Origin of the sequence: Hyphomonas sp., from assembly GCF_016125515.1 — a bacterium.
Lineage (GTDB): Bacteria > Pseudomonadota > Alphaproteobacteria > Caulobacterales > Hyphomonadaceae > Hyphomonas.
Genome location: NZ_WGLO01000001.1, coordinates 51,742 through 66,886, shown reverse-complemented (window position 1 = coordinate 66,886; position 15,145 = coordinate 51,742). Strand labels below are relative to the sequence as shown.

Sequence of the window (15,145 nt, the reverse complement as noted above, 5' to 3'; positions counted from 1 at the left end):
GTCAGGGCGCCTAAGTGCCTATATAGCACCTGCACAAAAACCTCAGGAAGGAATGCCCCCTCATGTCCGATAAAGATCCCGTTGTTATCGTTGGTATGGCCCGCACCCCGATGGGCGGTCTGCTGGGCGACCTCGCTGGCTTTTCCGCCAACGAACTGGGAGCATTGGCCGTCAAGGCGGCGGTCGCCGAAGCCGGGCTGAAGCCGGGCGAAGCCAACGAGATCATCATGGGCAACTGCCTTCCGGCCGGACAGGGCCAGGCCCCGGCCCGCCAGGCGGGTATCAAAGCCGGTGAAGACAAGGGCCTTGAGGCCGTAACCATCAACAAGATGTGCGGTTCGGGCATGCAGGCCGCCGTGATGGGCCGCAACGCGATCCTCGCAGGCGACGCCAACATCGTGATTGTCGGCGGCATGGAATCGATGACCAACGCCCCGCACCTCATCAACGTGCGCAAGGGCCACAAGTACGGCACCCTGGGCGCTGAAGACCACATGGCGCTGGACGGCCTGACCGATGCCTATGCCAAGGGCCCAATGGGCGTGTTCGCGGACAAGATTGCCAGCGAATACCAGTTCACCCGCGAACAGCAGGATGCCTACGCGCTCGAAACGCTGACCCGCGCGCAGAACGCTACCAAGAACGGCAAGTTCAAGCGCGAGATTACGCCGGTGACCGTGAAAGGCCGCAAGGGCGACACGGTGATCGATACCGACCAGCTGCCGCGCGAAGCGATGCCGGAAAAGATCCCGACCCTGAAACCTGCCTTCTCGAAAGACGGCACTGTGACGGCGGCGAACGCGTCCGCGATTTCGGACGGCGCCGCAGCTTTGGTGCTGATGAAGGAATCCGAAGCCAAGAAGCGCGGCCTGAAGCCGCTGGCGAAAATCGTCGCGTCGTCGAGCCATGCCCACGAGCCGGAATATTTCACCACCGCGCCCGTGCCCGCGATGAAGAAGGCGCTCGCGAAAGCCGGCTGGAAAACCGAAGACGTCGACCTCTGGGAAGTCAACGAAGCCTTCGCGGTCGTCCCGATGATCGCGATGAAGGAACTCGGCATCAGCCATGACAAGCTGAACGTGAACGGCGGCGCCTGCGCCATGGGCCACCCGATCGGCGCATCGGGCGCCCGCGTGCTGATCACGCTGATCGCTGCGATGGAAGATCGCGGCGTCAAGAAAGGCATGGCCTCGCTCTGCATCGGCGGCGGCGAAGGCATCGCCATGGCGGTCGAGCGCTACTGACCTGATAGGCCGGAAGGCTGAAATCAGGCCCGGGCGATGCGAGCGCATTGTCCGGGCCTTTTCTTTCCAGGATCGACCATGCCCCTCCAGAACCGGGTTGACCCCTTTGGTCTCGTCCACACGGTGCCGGCGAGAGGCCTGTTCATGGGAAACCGGGGCGGCTGTTTTCACCGCGCTGACCGGACGCTGAAAGACCGCCGCTGGGCCAGCCGGCAGTGGATCATCTGCGTCCTCGACTTCAAGGACCGCAAACGGGCGCTGATGCAACCCGGTCTGTATACGGAGCTATTCTTCATGGACGAGGCGACAGCGTTGGCGGGTGGGCACCGCCCCTGTTTCGAATGCCGCCGCGCCGATGCGGCAGCGTTCCGGCAGGCCCTGATCACACACGGCGCGATCAATGCCGGCGCGCGGGCCGGCGATATGGACCGCCTGATCGCCGGCGAAATGCAGGAGGTGCTCACGGGCGTGAGAGCCCGCGAGGTGATCTCCCCTGCCGGCCTGCCGGACGGCGCTATGTATGCTGTGGACGGGACCGCATATCTCAAGATGGGGGACCATGCCTTGGCGTGGTCCTTCGACGGATACGAACCTACCCGTCCGTTGCATGCGCACGGCCTCCGCCTGACACCCGGCCTGACGTGCGAAGCCCTTCGGGCAGGTTTCAAGCCGGTCCTTCACCCAACGACGAACACATGAGTGAAAGACCGACCACGGACGAGATCGTTGCGCACTTCCGCGAGCAGGCGGAATTTTGCCGAGAGCTCGGCTCGCGCTTCACCGCAGAGCTGTGCGAAGCAATGGCGGCAGATATCGAAGCGGGCGGGCCTGCGGCGATGCTGGTGAGAGACTGGCCCAGCAATCCGCGGCGCGATGCGCTGTCACTACGCCTTGCCGGCTACCTGCATCACAGCGTGCTGACGGGCGCGGCGCGGGACCTTAGCGCGCTCTACCCGGGACAGGATGCAGACTGGTCGATGACAAAGGTTTGGCCCGTAGCAAGAAGCTGGCTGGCCGATACGCCCGATGCAACGCTTGCCTTCATGCAATCCCCTCCGCAGACCAATGAAGTGCGCCGCGCGATTGCCTTGCTACCCGGCCTGCTTCACCTTGCCGCCGCCCATCCTCGTCCGATGCACCTTCTGGAGCTCGGCGCGAGTGCAGGCCTCAACCAAAATCTCGACCGGTTCGATTATCGCACTGGCAGCTGGACGCGGCCGGGCGGCAGCGGGGTGCTGATCGATACCGACTGGATCGGCGCGCCGCCCGAAAACCTGGACGGCGCGCTTCATGTCGTCTCCCGCGCGGCGTGCGACCAGAACCCGATCGACATAACCGATCCGGGGAGCGCGCTGCGTCTGAAATCCTATGTCTGGCCCGACCAGCCGGAGCGGCTTGCGCGCATCAGCGCCGCGATTGCACTCGCGGTGCAGACCGGCGTCACGGTCGACCGGGCGGACGCAGCCGACTGGCTGAAGGCAAAACTCGCCTCAAGGCCGTCCAGCGGGCTCACGGTCGTCTATCACTCGGTGTTCCTGCAGTATCCGCCTGCGGACGTTCGCCGCTCGCTCCTGGAAACGCTGGCGAAGGAAGGCGCGGCCGCGACGGCGGAGCGACCGCTGGCCTGGCTCTGTTTCGAACCGGCGGCATTCTTCCAGGGGCCGGAACAGGCGGGGATTAGCCCGAACGCGTTCATCACCTATCTCAAAGTCTGGCCGGGCGGCGTTGAGAAGCGTTTCCTGCGCTCGGATGGTCATGTGACGCGCGTTTCTGTAATCTGATCGCTGCGAAAGCCGTCTGGGCGCGTGCGCCGACGCAAAACTGCGCCAGGGTGGCGGCGAAGCCAGAGGGATTGGGGCCATGACCGACTATTACGATCTGCCCGCGCGGCCGCCGAAAGAGAAACGCGACCGTCTCGGGCTGTTGTTGCTTCTGTTCCTGCTGCTGTTCCTGCTGGGTCTGGCGGCAACGCTCTGGTCGCTGCGGCTGAAACCGGGCGAACTTGCGCAGGATCCCCTCCTGTCGACCACATCCTTGAGAGCGGAGTCGACTGCGCCCGCGCAGGCGGTGGCGCAGGCTCCTGCGGCCACCCCCGTGCCGGAACCGGAACCCGTCGTGGAAGCGGAAGTGCCCACGCCTGAAGCCGACGCTGCGCCCGCCGAGCCGGAGCAAGCAACCGAACCTGCGCCCGAGCCGTCCCTGCCCCTGTTCTCTGACGTGCGCTGGCGCGAGACGGCGCGCTTTACCGGCACCGACGCGGCAGGCCGCAGCGCAGACTTTACCGCCTACGTTCTGGTCGGCGATGAGACCTGGACATTCGCGAAGGCAGACTCAATTTTTGCGGCGGGTCTTGCCCAGCCGGTCGATACCGCTTTCGAGAAACTCGATCTCGGTCTCGGCATCTGCTCGTTGACCCGCGTGATCGCTATCGGCGCCGCGTCCGTTGAAGGCACCTCGGAACGCAACACGTATCTTTCCCATACCCGCGGCCACGCGCTGAAGGCCGCGATTGCTGCTGACCTGCCCTGCGAACCCGGCGTGCTCGCCACCAGCGTGCTCGATCTTGGCTACAACCGGGCAGGTGTCACCTGTCCCGGCGGCGGGCGGACCTGTCCTGACCTGACCGCGCCTCAGAGACCCGTGGCGATGATCCTCGCCGATGCCGAAGATCCGGACACGGACATCGGTGAAGCGCTGCGGGCTGGCATCGCGGCGCATGAAGCCGCTGGTGAGAGCGTCCTGCCCGACGTGGATATTTCCGACTATTCGTCGTTCAACCTGCGCTGAGTACCAGCTTGCGCGACGAGAGCTTCTGTCAATTCCCGGACTGCCTTATCGGCATTCTGGTTGTACTGGTTCGTGTTCACGATGATCACGGTATCGACCGACGGCAGCACGACGACCTGCGAAAGCCAGAGCGTGTTTGAGCCGGCGTGCATGAACGCTTCGCCGGCTGGCCATACCTGCTTCATGCCCCACCCGAGCGCATATTCGGACGTGCCATCAGGATAGGGCGACATGAGTTTGGCGCGCATCGCCTTGGGCAAGGCGTCTGGGCCATCAAGGAACGAGAGCAGCATCGTCGCGTGGCCGCGCAGACTGTAATGCACGGTACCGGCAGGGCCCAGCGCGGCTGGATTATCGGCGTCCACGCCGCGCCCGAAGGCCCGAAGTCCCAGTCCGAACAAGCGCGGTCCATGACCTTGCGGGCCCGTGCGGGGCGGCCCAAAACCGAAGCCTGCGGCGGAGCCTTCCGGGCCTTTCAGAATAACGAGTTCGCGCAGCAGTGTCTCGTAGGGATTTCCGCGCAGTGCTGGCACATCTGACGCAATGCGCTCGATGGCTGCGCCTGCCATCATGAAGCCGAGGTTGGAGTAGACAAATTCGCCGCGCGTGCCTGACGGCGGCGCGGCGACCGTTCTTGCAACGAGGCGCGCGCGCTGTTCGTCAAGCGGCGACTTGTCAGCCTTGGCCGCGAGCATCCACCCCATTGAGGCATTCGCTGCGGCGCCGGAGCGATGCGACAAGAGATCCTCGATCGTCACGTCGGTCCAGCCCGCGTCCATGTCTTCGGCGAGCTGCGGAAACATTTCCGGCAGCGTCGCGCCCCACTTCGCGTGACCCGCCTGGACGAGCCGCGCATAGAGCAACGCCGTCAGCATCTTTGTGTTGGAGCCGATATGCCAAGAGTCGGTGACGCGGATCGGATCGTCGCCGCCCAAGACACGCTGGCCCGATACCGCAATCTCGACAACGCCGTCCTTTGACGTCGCGATAACAGCCCCGAGCCCCACCAATCCGTAGTCTGACCTTGTCTGGTCGACTCGCTTCTGGAGGTGGTAGTTCGGCGACTCGGCATGGGCCGGCGCGATTGCGAAGACAACGAGCGCACAGACGGCGGTTACACGCCGGAAGGCAGCGCCTCTAGTCACTGACTTTGGTCGTCTGGCGCACAAGCCCCAGCGGCAAGGCCGTCGTGCGTTTGGCGACGCGGATCACGATGCGAGACTGGACGTCCGACACCAGCTTTGAGCCCAGCAGCTTGTCGCGCAGGAAATTGTCATAGGCGTGCATGTCGGTGGTCACGATATGCATCATGTAGTCGACCGCGCCGGTCACCGTCATGCATTCGATGACTTCTGGCCAGGCCTGGACCATCGCCTCGAACGCTTCGAGATTCTCGCGGCTGGGCAAAGCCAGCTTCACGCTGGCCATGACCTCAAAGTCCAGCCCCAGCGCGTGATTGTTGATCAGCGTCACCCGGCCGAGGATGAATCCGGCCTCTTCCATGCGCTTGATGCGCCGCCAGCACGGCGACGAGGACAAGCCGACACGGTCGGCAATTTCGGCCACGGAGAGGCTCGCATCACGCTGGATGAGGTCCAAAATCCGGGCATCAACGCTATCTAGTTCTTGGGACAATATTCTGTCGTTCCGTTCAATCGTGGAAATTATTGCCCCTAATTAGCAAAATTTGCGCAAGTTAGGCAAGCTTTTTCACGCGATTCACCCAATAATATACCTTGGGGAATTCCGAGGATCCGACGCCATGAAACATCGTGAAGTCACGCTGGACGACAAATACGATCTTGTCGAGGGCAAGGCTTACATGACCGGCATCCAGGCGCTGGTGCGCCTGCCGCTTGATCGCAAGCGGATCGACCAGGCCGCCGGACATCACACGGGCGGGTTCATTTCGGGCTATCGGGGCTCTCCGCTCGGCGGATACGACCAGCAGCTGCGTGCCGCGCAGAAATGGCTGGACGCGCATGACATCAAATTCTGGGAAGGCCTGAACGAGGACCTGGGCGCCACCGCCGTATGGGGCTCGCAGCAGCTCGGCCTGTTTCCCGGCGCGAGATTCGACGGCCTGTTCGGCATCTGGTACGGCAAGGCACCGGGCGTCGACCGCACCGGTGACGTTTTCAAGCACGCGAATGCGGCCGGTACTTCGGCGCTGGGCGGCGTTCTGACCGTGGTGGGCGACGACCATAATTGCAAATCCTCGACGCTGCCCTCCCAATCCGAATACGCGATGCAGGACGCGGAGATTCCGACGCTCAACCCCGCCTCGATCCAGGACGTGCTCGACTATGGCATCCATGGCTGGGAGATGAGCCGCTTTTCCGGCGCCTGGGTAGGTCTCGTTGCGCTGGCCGACACAATGGATTCCGGCGCCGTGGTGAATGTCGACCTGTCCCGCTTCGCAATCCAGAAGCCGAACTTCGCTTTGCCCGAAGACGGCGTGCACATGCGCCGGGGCGACGTTCCGCTGAACAAGGAAGCGCGCCTTCGCCAGATCAAGATTCCGGCCGCGCAGGCCTATGTGCGCGCTAACCGGCTGGACCATGTGATCCTGCCCTCACCGAAGCCACGCCTCGGCCTGATCGTCACCGGGCAGGCGGCGCGCGACGTGTTCGAGGCGCTCGGCGCGCTTGGCCTCAGCCCGCAGGAAGCCGGCGCGCTGGGTCTCAGCATCTACAAGGTGGCCATGCCCTGGCCACTGGAGCCGCAGGGCGTGCGCGAATTCTGCGCCGGGCTCGAGCGGGTGATCGTCATCGAGCACAAGCGTCCGCTGATCGAGAGCCAGCTCAAAGCCGCGCTCTATGACCTGCCTGAAAGCCGCCGCCCGGTCATCGAAGGCAAGTGTGACGCCAACGGCGCACCGCTTTTGTCCGATATCGCGTCCCTGACCATTCCGGAGATCGCGAACGCCTTGATGTACGCCCTTCCGGCAGGCTGGGACACGACACGCGCGAAAGCCTATTTCGACCGCGTCGGCCGCGCCAGCGAAGCGGCCCGTACCAACGCCTCCCCGACCGTCCGTTCACCGCATTTCTGCTCAGGCTGTCCGCACAATTCCTCGACCGTCGTGCCGGAAGGCAGCCGCGCCCTGGCTGGGATCGGTTGCCACTACATGGCGAACTTCATGCCGGACCGAAAAACCGACATGACAAGCCAGATGGGCGGCGAAGGCCTCGGCTGGGTCGGCCAGCACTGGGCGACCGACGAGAAGCACGTTTTCGTCAACCTTGGTGATGGCACCTATTCCCATTCCGGCAGCCTGGCGATCCGCGCAGCGGTCACCTCCGGCGCCAACATGACCTACAAGATCCTCTACAACGACGCCGTCGCGATGACCGGCGGCCAGCATGTGGAGAGCGGCCAGACGCCGGCGATGATTGCCCAGCAGGTCGAAGCCGAAGGCGTCAAGACCATCCGTATCGTGACGGAAGACCCGACCCGCTATGCCGGTGTCAAGGGCCTGCCCCGCCGCGTCACCATCCATCACCGCGACGACCTCGAAGATGTGCAGCTTGAACTGCGCGAGACGCCGGGCGTCTCGGTGATCATCTATGACCAGATGTGCGCGACCGAGAAGCGCCGCCGCTCCAAGCGCGGCATGATCGCGCCGGACCGTGTGCGCACGATCATCAACACGGAAGTGTGCGAAGGCTGCGGCGACTGTTCGGTGAAATCGAACTGCCTGTCGGTAGAGCCGGTGGAGACCGAACTCGGCCGCAAGCGGCGGATCAACCAGTCGACCTGCAACACCGACCTTTCCTGTCTCAAGGGCTTCTGCCCGAGCTTTGTGACGATCAAGGACGGCGAGCCGGCCTGGGAAGACCAGCCGCGCCAGGTGTTCGATGCCGAGGGCCTGCCCCTGCCCGAAACGCCGAGCCTTGCCCAGCCCTGGAACATATTGTTTACCGGCGTCGGCGGCACAGGCGTCACCACCGTCGCAGCTGTCCTCGCCATGGCCGCGCATGTTGACGGCAACGCCGCCTCTTCTCTCGACATGACCGGCCTCGCCCAGAAGGGCGGCCCGGTGCTCAGCCACATCCGTTTCGCGCGCGAGCCGGAGACGATCTCCACCGGCCGCGTACCGCCGGCCAGCGCCGATGTCGTCATCGCGTGCGACCTTGTCGTCGCAGCCGGCGGCGATGCCTTGAACCTGATGGATCCGGAACGCACGGCCGCTTACGCCAACTCGGATGTCACGCCGACGTCGGAATTCATCCGTAACCGGTCAAAACGTTTCGAGAGCGACCTCCTGTCGGCGCGTGTGAAGCGCCAGGCGGCAGAGTTCGGCGCGTTGGATGCCGAAGCCCTCGCTGTGGGCTATCTGCATGAAGCGATCTACACCAACATGATCATGGCCGGATACGCCTGGCAGAAGGGCAAGGTGCCGGTGAGCCTGCGCGGCCTCTACCGCGCCATCCGGCTGAACGGCACGAAGGTCGAAGACAACATGGCCGCGTTCAATATCGGACGCATCGCCGCAGCGGCGCCGGAACGCCTCGCCGCGCAGCACGATCCGCGCGGGCATGTTGAAGAGAAGACGCTGGACGAACTGATCGAACACCGGGCGGCACGTCTCGTGGCCTATCAGAACGCCGCCTATGCTGATCGCTATCGCCAGACCGTGGCGCTCGTGCGCGCCGCCGAAACCAAGGCCGGTCTCGGCGAAAACCTCACCCGGGCTGTGGCAACCTACGCCTACAAGCTGATGGCCTACAAAGATGAGTACGAAGTCGCCCGTCTCTATACGGACGGCACGTTCGCCCGGCAGCTCGAAAGCCAGTTCAAGGGCGGCAAGCTCCGCTTCTGGCTCGCCGCGCCGCTGATCGCGAAGAAGGACAGCCACGGTCATCTGGAGAAGAAGCATTTCGGGGCCTGGATGATGACCGGCTTCAAGATCCTCGCCCGGCTCAAGGGCCTTCGTGGCACCCGGCTCGACCTGTTCGGCTATACTGAAGAGCGCCGGATGGAACGCGGCCTGCGCGACACCTATCTCGACAACATGGCGAAGCTCGCCAGCGAACTCACCGAGGCAAACCACGCACTGGCGGTCGAGATCGCCAAGGTGCCGGACGAAATCCGTGGCTTCGGCCACATCAAGGAAGCGGCCGCCGAAAAAGCGAAAGCGCGTGAAGCGGAGCTCTGGGCCGGATGGCCAATGGGCAAGCTGCCAAAAGCCAGGACGTCGCTGATTGCGGCGGCCGAGTAGAGTAATTCTCCCCTGGAACACCTGCCCCGGTCGCGCTGATCCGCTTCCGGGGCTTTTTTTTTGCCCTCAATCCGCAGGTGATACTTCCACGTCGACGACCTTGCCCTTCTTGCTCATCTTCTCGATTTCGCGCTCGACATACTTGGCCTTGACCGTTTTCGTCTCGGTGCGCGTCTTCTTGCCCTTCTTGTAGGTCACTTCGAGCCGGACCATTTCGTCCGGCCCGTCAAATGCGTCGCCGGTTACGCGCACAGCCGTACCGCCGACATACATCACGCCCTTCCCCGTCGCCTCGAGCGCATAGCCGGCGACGCTGACCGGAACGGTCACGATCTTGGTGGCCATGCAGCCACCCAGCGGCAGTGTCAGGGCGGCGAGCACAAGCAGGATTGAACGCATGCTGAAGACTCCGTCTTTGAGCACAAGACTAGCCTGCCCCGGACAGGCCCACACGTTACAATTCAGCGGGCCAGCGCTTGGTCGATCAGCGCGGCGGTCTCAGTCTGGCCATAGAGCGCCGCGAAACTGCCGAAGCGCGGCCCCTGGCTCTGGCCGAGCAGCACTTCATAAAGCGCCTTGAACCAGTCGCGCAGATTCTCGAAGCCATGGTCGGTGCCGACACTGAAGGTCATCGATTGCAGATTGTCCGGGTTTGGAGATTCGTCGAAGGCCTTCAGGCGGGCAGACAGGTCGGCCATAGCGGCGCGTTCCTTCTCATCCGGGGCGCGGTAGGATTTCGTCGGCAACACAAAGTCGCGGTAATAAGCCATCGCATAGCCCGCCAGGCTGTCGAGCAGCGGATGCGTTTCCGGAGTCGTGCCCGGCGCATAGCGCTGGATAAAACCCCAGAGTTGCGAGCGATCTTCCGGGTTTGCCACGGCGACAAGGTTCAGCAGCAGCGCGAAGGAAACGGGGCTCGACCATTGCGGCGGATTGCCGAGATGGATGTGCCAGACCGGGTTCTCCAACCGCGCGGCCGGCTCTTCGGTCTGGAACTTCTCCAGGAAGGTCAGGTATTCGTCGACCGCCTTCGGGATCACGTCGAAATAGAGCTTCTTCGCGACGCGCGGCTTCTGGAACTGGAACAGCGACAAGCTCTCGTCCGGCGCATAGGTCAGCCATTGCTCGACAGAGATGCCGTTGCCCTTCGTCTTGGAGATCTTCTCGCCCTTGTCGTCGAGGAACAATTCGTAGACGTACTGTTCCGGCGGGCGAGCACCGAGGATTTTCGCGATGCGTGAATAAATCGGCGCATTGGCCTGGTGGTCCTTGCCGAACATCTCGAAATCGACGCCGAGCGCCGCCCAGCGCATGCCGAAATCCGGCTTCCACTGCATCTTCACGGCGCCGCCGGTCACCGGCAACGTCACATCCGCGCCGTCTTCGTCCGTAAACGTCACTTCGCCTTTCGCCGCATCGACCTTTTTCATCGGCACATATAGCACGCGGCCCGTGCTCGGGCTGATCGGCAAGAAGGGTGAATAGGTCGCGCGGCGTTCTTCGCCGAGCGTCGGCAGCATCACGCCCATGATGTCGTCATACTTCTCCGCCGCGCGCAGCAGCATCGCATCGAACCGGCCGGATTTGTAGCAATCCGTCGCCGAGAGGAACTCATACTTGAATCCGAACTGGTCGAGGAAGGCGCAGAGACGCGCGTTCATGTGCCGGCCATAGGAGTCGTGTGTGCCGAATGGGTCGGGCACCACAGTCAGCGGTTGCTGCAGGTAAGGCTCCAGCGCCTTCGGGTTCGGCACCGTGTCCGGAATCTTCCGCATGCCGTCCATATCGTCCGACACGCAGATGAGCCGCGTGGCATACTTGCCGGCGGTGAGCACTTCGAACGCGTGACGTACCATCGTCGTGCGCACGACTTCGCCGAACGTGCCGATATGCGGCAGGCCCGAGGGGCCATAGCCGGTCTCGAAGATCACCGGCGCATCCGCCTTCCGCTCGCCCGCCTTCACCTGCTCGGCGACGCGTTTTTCGAGCGCGCGCGCGAGTTCGAATGGCCAGGCCTTGGCGGTTTGGGCGAGGACGGAAAGGTCGGTCATGGTCGGTGTCGTTCTTCGTAGTTACCGGTGCGCCCGGGCCTAGAGGCCACATCCGGAGGCGTCAAGCGAGGCGCGAGGCGCAATGTCGAAAATATTTGACATGTCAAAAATCTTCGACTACATGTCGGTGTAAATTATCTTTGACACCACAGGAGCCTGCCATGAACCTCATCGACATGCCCTTCCGGGAGAAAACCGCCTGGGCCATGAGCGTGATCCTGACGCTGGGCGCCTTCTATTACTTCGAAGACGTGGTCAGCGTGTCGCGCGCCCTCGGCCACACGGCGCCACCGATCGTAGCGTTCGTCATTGCTTATGTGGTGTTCATTGCGGTCACGTCGGCCATTGTGATGTCGATCCTCGGCGGCACGGCCGGCAAGGAGGCAGATGCCCCGGCCGACGAACGCGAGCGGCGCATTATGGACAAGGCCGGCAACTGGTCCGGCTATGTGCTGGCCGCCCCCGCGATCGGCGCGCTTTTCCACTATGCCAATTATGGCGACGGGAACATGCTGTTCCATATCGTCTTCCTCGGCCTGATGTTGTCCCAGATCGCCGAGTACGTGTTCCAGATCATCCTCTATCGCCGGGGCGGCTGAAACATGGCGAAGCCCCCGCCCATCGGCAACCGTATCCGCGAGCTGCGCGAGCAGCATGGCAACATGAGCCAGGCGGCCCTTGCCGAAGCCATAGGCGTCACGCGCCAGACGGTAATCGCGATCGAACTTGGCAAATACTCCCCTTCCCTCGAGAGCGCCTTCCGCATCTCGCGTGTTTTCGGGGTGGGCGTCGAGGACGTGTTCAGCTGGGAGTGAACGGCCGCAGACAACCCCGCACCGCGTGCTGCACGCGCGCCGTCAGCGCGGCATGGTGCGTCTCGCCCCCCAGGCTGCACCTCGATGCCCGGCGCGACCGCTTTGTGTTTGCCCGCGCTCTGTCGTCGATCCTGCTTGGCGCTTTCTCGGGCCGCAGCGTGTTCCAGTCCGCCGAGCCCTATCTCGCGTCGGCCTATATCCCCGTCTCGGAAGAATTCGGCCGGCTTCTCTATGTGACAGCCCGCGCAACCGGCGCCCGGAACATCGTCGAGTTCGGATCCTCGTTCGGGGTCTCGTCCATCTATCTGGCCGCCGCGCAGGCCAATGACGGCCGGTGGACTTCGTCTTCCTGGACGGCTGGAAGACCCTCTACATCCCGGTGCTGAAACTGGTCGAGCCCAAACTGGCGCCGGGCGCCGTGATTCTCGCCGACAACTTGAAGACCTTCGCCAAGACCTTGAAACCCTTCAGGGAATACGTTTGCGACCCCCTCCACGGTTATGAAACGGTGGTGCTCGAAATCGGCAGCGGGGTTTCTATGTCCACCTGGTCTGGCGGTTAACCGAAAACTTCGATTGACACTCATTCGCAAGTCTTGCAAATGGTTCTCATGATCATTTGCGTCTGCAATCGAATCAACTGCCGGTCGGTCCGCGAGGCCGTTGATTCGGGCGCGCGCAGCCCGAAAGCCGTGCAGGCGCACCATGGCTGCAAGATCAATTGTGGGAAGTGCACCACCACGATCGGCGAAATGATCGCCGAACAAATGGACCGCGCCGTTCCACAAATGCAGGTCCTCGCCGCCGAATAGGCAGGCGGGCCATTCGTAAATCCCTTTCAATTCAAACCGTTCGGACGTGCGCCGGAATGGGGCGTACACCTGATTGCAAGTGTGTCGCACTTGCATATGCAATTGATTTTATTGGATTTTTTGTTGCACCTGCCGGCGCGCTCGCCTATAAAGATACGTAGATATCCCTACCTCCCAGCCGACAGGAGCCGTCATGCAAGGCGACAAGAAAGTCATCGAATACCTCAATCTCGCCCTCAAAAACGAACTGACGGCCATCAATCAGTACTTCCTGCACTCCCGCATGCTGAAGGATTGGGGCGTGACCAAGCTGAGCAAGAAGGAACACGAGGAATCGATCGAGGAAATGCACCATGCCGACTGGCTGATCGAGCGCGTGCTGTTCCTGGGCGGCCTGCCAAACCTGCAGGACCTCGGCAAGCTGCATATCGGCGAGAGCGTGCAGGAGATCCTCGAGTGCGACCTGAAGCTTGAGAACATCGCCATTCCGGTGCTCCGCGACGCCATGGAGCATTGCGAGAAAGTGCGCGACTATGTGAGCCGCGACCTATTCGGCAAGATCCTCCACAACGAGGAAGAGCATGTCGACTACCTTGAGACGCAGTTCTCGCTGATCGAGCGGGTCGGCATCGAGCGCTACACCCAGCTCCAGTCCGAAGCGAACGGATAACGCCCCTCAAGGGTCATTGTGCCGACACATTAAGACGCAGATAGTTTGACCGTTGCAGCGTGATGCGCGGCAGCTGTCAGACACACGTCTTCATGGGGAAATACATGACTCATCGCACTTTCCTGACCCGTCTCACGGGCAGCGTCGCCGCCGCTTGCGCGGCCACCGCCTTCCTGCCGGCCCTGGCGCAAGGCGCGCCCGACTTCCAGGACCAGGCATTCACCACGCCCTACTGGACCCGCGTACCGGTCATCGAAGCCATGGGCCGCGCAGATATGCAGGTGGCCCCGAACCGCGCCTCGTTCAGCGTCACCTATCTAGAAACCGACAAGGATTCGAAAAAGGCCATGCAGCTTGCCGTCGAGCGCGGCCGGCTCGCCTATGACACGATCAAGAAAGCCGCCGGCAAGGACTCGGTGATCCAGTCCTCGGTCAACGTGACGGCGCTGTATGAGCAGTACAAGGACAAAGACGGCAACCGCATCGATAATGAGCGCTCGGACAAGATCCGCGCCTATGAAGCCCGCGTCACGCTGAGCGTGATGGTAGTGGATGTGTCGAAGGCCGGAACGGCCCGTGCCGGCGCTCTGGCGCTTGGCCCGGAAAACTCGTCGGGCCTCTCGACCTATCTGGAACGCACGACCGAGCTGAACCGCGAGGCCTATGAGGCCGCCGTGAAGGACGGCGCCGCGCGCGCCAAGGCCACGGCCGCTGCCAGCGGTGCCAAGCTCGGCAAGCTGATGGTCGTGCAGGAAGGCTCCGGCCCGTGCCTGGGTAGCTGGGCCTCATCTTCTGGCTCCGACTATGACTATTACCGCGCCGCGCCGGCTTACGCGCCGCCCCCGCCACCTCCGCCGCCGCCCGCACCTGTGGCGTCCGGCATGGTTGGCGGCCGTCAGGTCACCATCACGCAGGCAGATATCGACTCGCTGAACCTGCCTTCGGATGACAAGACGCAAGGCGTTTCGTCCAGTGTCTGCATGATCTACAAGATCGAGCAGTAATATTCTTTATACGGATCGTTTTTGACCGCTGGGTCAAAAAAGGTTGATCCTTGCGTCAAACTGGCGTCTTAAGGGGAGGCGGGGCAATAGCTCCGCCTCCCAACGCATTGTCACGCTCCTTTATGGAGCCAAGGCAGACAAACCAGAAAAGGAAAACACCCCATGGCGAAAGCGCCCAGTGCGAAGGAACTGCTTGTCGAGAAGTACATCGCAGACCTGAAGGAAAAGGTCGGAGAAGCAAGGCCGGATCTTGCGCTGCTTGATGCATGCGTCAAGGCGAGCGGCCCTTCGATCTACAAATCCGACTCGGCCACGGTTGCCGCGTCGAACAAGGACGAGATGGAACGTGTACGGACCAGCTTCATCGTGAAGAAGCTCGGCGTCACCGACGAAGCAAAAGGCCACGCCGCCCTCAAGGCTGCGGTCGAGAAATACGGCCGCGCCGTGCGCGCGAAGCACCGCCCCGTGGTCTACTACCTTGTGGCCAAGGAATTGAAAAAGGCGGCGGCCCTGAAAGCGGCCTGACCCTCAACTTCCCA

The 15,145-nt window shown here is 62.9% G+C and carries 17 protein-coding genes; 13 read left to right on the top strand and 4 right to left on the bottom strand.

The window, feature by feature from the left end:
• The first annotated feature begins 62 nt into the window (after nucleotides 1-62).
• The 4 genes from GC148_RS00340 (at nucleotide 63) to GC148_RS00325 (ending at nucleotide 4,031) form a co-directional block, all read left to right on the top strand.
• Complete coding sequence (locus tag GC148_RS00340; protein WP_291068027.1) at nucleotides 63-1,244, top strand: thiolase family protein; 1,182 nt, start codon at nucleotides 63-65, stop codon at nucleotides 1,242-1,244.
• Between the two features lie 78 nt (nucleotides 1,245-1,322).
• The gene (locus GC148_RS00335; protein WP_291068025.1) at nucleotides 1,323-1,943 is read left to right on the top strand and encodes a hypothetical protein; all 621 of its coding nucleotides are present in this window, start codon (nucleotides 1,323-1,325) and stop codon (nucleotides 1,941-1,943) included.
• A complete protein-coding gene (locus GC148_RS00330) occupies nucleotides 1,940-3,025 on the top strand; it encodes a DUF2332 domain-containing protein (RefSeq protein WP_291068023.1) in 1,086 nt (361 codons plus the stop codon). Before GC148_RS00335 ends, GC148_RS00330 begins: the two co-directional genes overlap by 4 nt.
• 79 nt (nucleotides 3,026-3,104) lie before the next feature.
• Nucleotides 3,105-4,031, top strand: a complete 927-nt coding sequence (locus GC148_RS00325; RefSeq protein ID WP_291068022.1) for a hypothetical protein — start codon at nucleotides 3,105-3,107, stop codon at nucleotides 4,029-4,031.
• Here GC148_RS00325 and GC148_RS00320 read toward each other — a convergent pair.
• Complete coding sequence (locus GC148_RS00320) at nucleotides 4,007-5,176, bottom strand: serine hydrolase domain-containing protein (protein ID WP_291068021.1); 1,170 nt, start codon at nucleotides 5,174-5,176, stop codon at nucleotides 4,007-4,009. The genes GC148_RS00325 and GC148_RS00320 overlap by 25 nt on opposite strands.
• Nucleotides 5,169-5,666: an Lrp/AsnC family transcriptional regulator gene (locus GC148_RS00315; RefSeq protein ID WP_291068019.1), complete on the bottom strand. Its 498-nt coding sequence runs from the start codon at nucleotides 5,664-5,666 to the stop codon at nucleotides 5,169-5,171. Before GC148_RS00315 ends, GC148_RS00320 begins: the two co-directional genes overlap by 8 nt.
• A gap of 127 nt (nucleotides 5,667-5,793) precedes the next feature.
• On the opposite strand from GC148_RS00315, the gene GC148_RS00310 reads away from it, so the two are divergent.
• Nucleotides 5,794-9,255 carry an indolepyruvate ferredoxin oxidoreductase family protein gene (locus GC148_RS00310; RefSeq protein WP_291068017.1) on the top strand — a complete coding sequence of 1,154 codons (3,462 nt, stop codon included), beginning with the start codon at nucleotides 5,794-5,796 and terminating at the stop codon, nucleotides 9,253-9,255.
• A 66-nt stretch (nucleotides 9,256-9,321) separates the two neighbouring features.
• Here GC148_RS00310 and GC148_RS00305 read toward each other — a convergent pair whose 3' ends face one another.
• Both GC148_RS00305 and GC148_RS00300 read right to left on the bottom strand, forming a co-directional pair.
• Nucleotides 9,322-9,654, bottom strand: coding sequence for a DUF6726 family protein (locus GC148_RS00305; protein WP_291068015.1), 333 nt, complete (start codon nucleotides 9,652-9,654; stop codon nucleotides 9,322-9,324).
• Between the two features lie 62 nt (nucleotides 9,655-9,716).
• Entirely contained in the window at nucleotides 9,717-11,306 is a 1,590-nt protein-coding gene (locus GC148_RS00300) for a lysine--tRNA ligase (protein ID WP_291068013.1), read from the bottom strand.
• Between the two features lie 161 nt (nucleotides 11,307-11,467).
• On the opposite strand from GC148_RS00300, the gene GC148_RS00295 reads away from it, so the two are divergent.
• The 8 genes from GC148_RS00295 to GC148_RS00260 all read left to right on the top strand — a co-directional run bounded on the left by GC148_RS00295 (nucleotide 11,468) and on the right by GC148_RS00260 (nucleotide 15,131).
• A complete protein-coding gene (locus GC148_RS00295) occupies nucleotides 11,468-11,905 on the top strand; it encodes a hypothetical protein (RefSeq protein ID WP_291068011.1) in 438 nt (145 codons plus the stop codon).
• Between the two features lie 3 nt (nucleotides 11,906-11,908).
• Entirely contained in the window at nucleotides 11,909-12,121 is a 213-nt protein-coding gene (locus GC148_RS00290) for a helix-turn-helix transcriptional regulator (protein ID WP_291068010.1), read from the top strand.
• Nucleotides 12,118-12,507 (top strand): hypothetical protein, encoded by a 390-nt coding sequence (locus tag GC148_RS00285; RefSeq protein ID WP_291068009.1) that lies wholly within the window; start codon nucleotides 12,118-12,120, stop codon nucleotides 12,505-12,507. The genes GC148_RS00290 and GC148_RS00285 overlap by 4 nt, the downstream gene beginning before the upstream one ends.
• On the top strand, nucleotides 12,456-12,683 hold the full coding sequence (locus tag GC148_RS00280; RefSeq protein WP_291068008.1) for a hypothetical protein: 228 nt from the start codon (nucleotides 12,456-12,458) through the stop codon (nucleotides 12,681-12,683). Before GC148_RS00285 ends, GC148_RS00280 begins: the two co-directional genes overlap by 52 nt.
• A gap of 48 nt (nucleotides 12,684-12,731) precedes the next feature.
• Nucleotides 12,732-12,932 carry a (2Fe-2S)-binding protein gene (locus GC148_RS00275; RefSeq protein WP_291068006.1) on the top strand — a complete coding sequence of 67 codons (201 nt, stop codon included), beginning with the start codon at nucleotides 12,732-12,734 and terminating at the stop codon, nucleotides 12,930-12,932.
• A gap of 193 nt (nucleotides 12,933-13,125) precedes the next feature.
• A complete protein-coding gene (gene bfr / locus GC148_RS00270; protein WP_291068005.1) occupies nucleotides 13,126-13,602 on the top strand; it encodes a bacterioferritin in 477 nt (158 codons plus the stop codon).
• Between the two features lie 104 nt (nucleotides 13,603-13,706).
• Nucleotides 13,707-14,606, top strand: a complete 900-nt coding sequence (locus GC148_RS00265) for an SIMPL domain-containing protein (RefSeq protein WP_291068003.1) — start codon at nucleotides 13,707-13,709, stop codon at nucleotides 14,604-14,606.
• Between the two features lie 162 nt (nucleotides 14,607-14,768).
• The gene (locus GC148_RS00260; protein ID WP_291061682.1) at nucleotides 14,769-15,131 is read left to right on the top strand and encodes a DUF2853 family protein; all 363 of its coding nucleotides are present in this window, start codon (nucleotides 14,769-14,771) and stop codon (nucleotides 15,129-15,131) included.
• Nucleotides 15,132-15,145 lie beyond the last annotated feature (14 nt).

Bases quoted from the DNA above. Each gene is read 5' to 3' on its own strand.
- GC148_RS00340 (WP_291068027.1), top strand. From the start codon at position 63: ATGTCCGATAAAGATCCCGTTGTTATCGTTGGTATGGCCCGCACCCCG.
- GC148_RS00335 (WP_291068025.1), top strand. From the start codon at position 1,323: ATGCCCCTCCAGAACCGGGTTGACCCCTTTGGTCTCGTCCACACGGTG.
- GC148_RS00330 (WP_291068023.1), top strand. From the start codon at position 1,940: ATGAGTGAAAGACCGACCACGGACGAGATCGTTGCGCACTTCCGCGAG.
- GC148_RS00325 (WP_291068022.1), top strand. From the start codon at position 3,105: ATGACCGACTATTACGATCTGCCCGCGCGGCCGCCGAAAGAGAAACGC.
- GC148_RS00310 (WP_291068017.1), top strand. From the start codon at position 5,794: ATGAAACATCGTGAAGTCACGCTGGACGACAAATACGATCTTGTCGAG.
- GC148_RS00305 (WP_291068015.1), bottom strand. From the start codon at position 9,654: ATGCGTTCAATCCTGCTTGTGCTCGCCGCCCTGACACTGCCGCTGGGT.
- GC148_RS00300 (WP_291068013.1), bottom strand. From the start codon at position 11,306: ATGACCGACCTTTCCGTCCTCGCCCAAACCGCCAAGGCCTGGCCATTC.
- GC148_RS00295 (WP_291068011.1), top strand. From the start codon at position 11,468: ATGAACCTCATCGACATGCCCTTCCGGGAGAAAACCGCCTGGGCCATG.
- GC148_RS00290 (WP_291068010.1), top strand. From the start codon at position 11,909: ATGGCGAAGCCCCCGCCCATCGGCAACCGTATCCGCGAGCTGCGCGAG.
- GC148_RS00275 (WP_291068006.1), top strand. From the start codon at position 12,732: ATGATCATTTGCGTCTGCAATCGAATCAACTGCCGGTCGGTCCGCGAG.
- bfr (WP_291068005.1), top strand. From the start codon at position 13,126: ATGCAAGGCGACAAGAAAGTCATCGAATACCTCAATCTCGCCCTCAAA.
- GC148_RS00265 (WP_291068003.1), top strand. From the start codon at position 13,707: ATGACTCATCGCACTTTCCTGACCCGTCTCACGGGCAGCGTCGCCGCC.
- GC148_RS00260 (WP_291061682.1), top strand. From the start codon at position 14,769: ATGGCGAAAGCGCCCAGTGCGAAGGAACTGCTTGTCGAGAAGTACATC.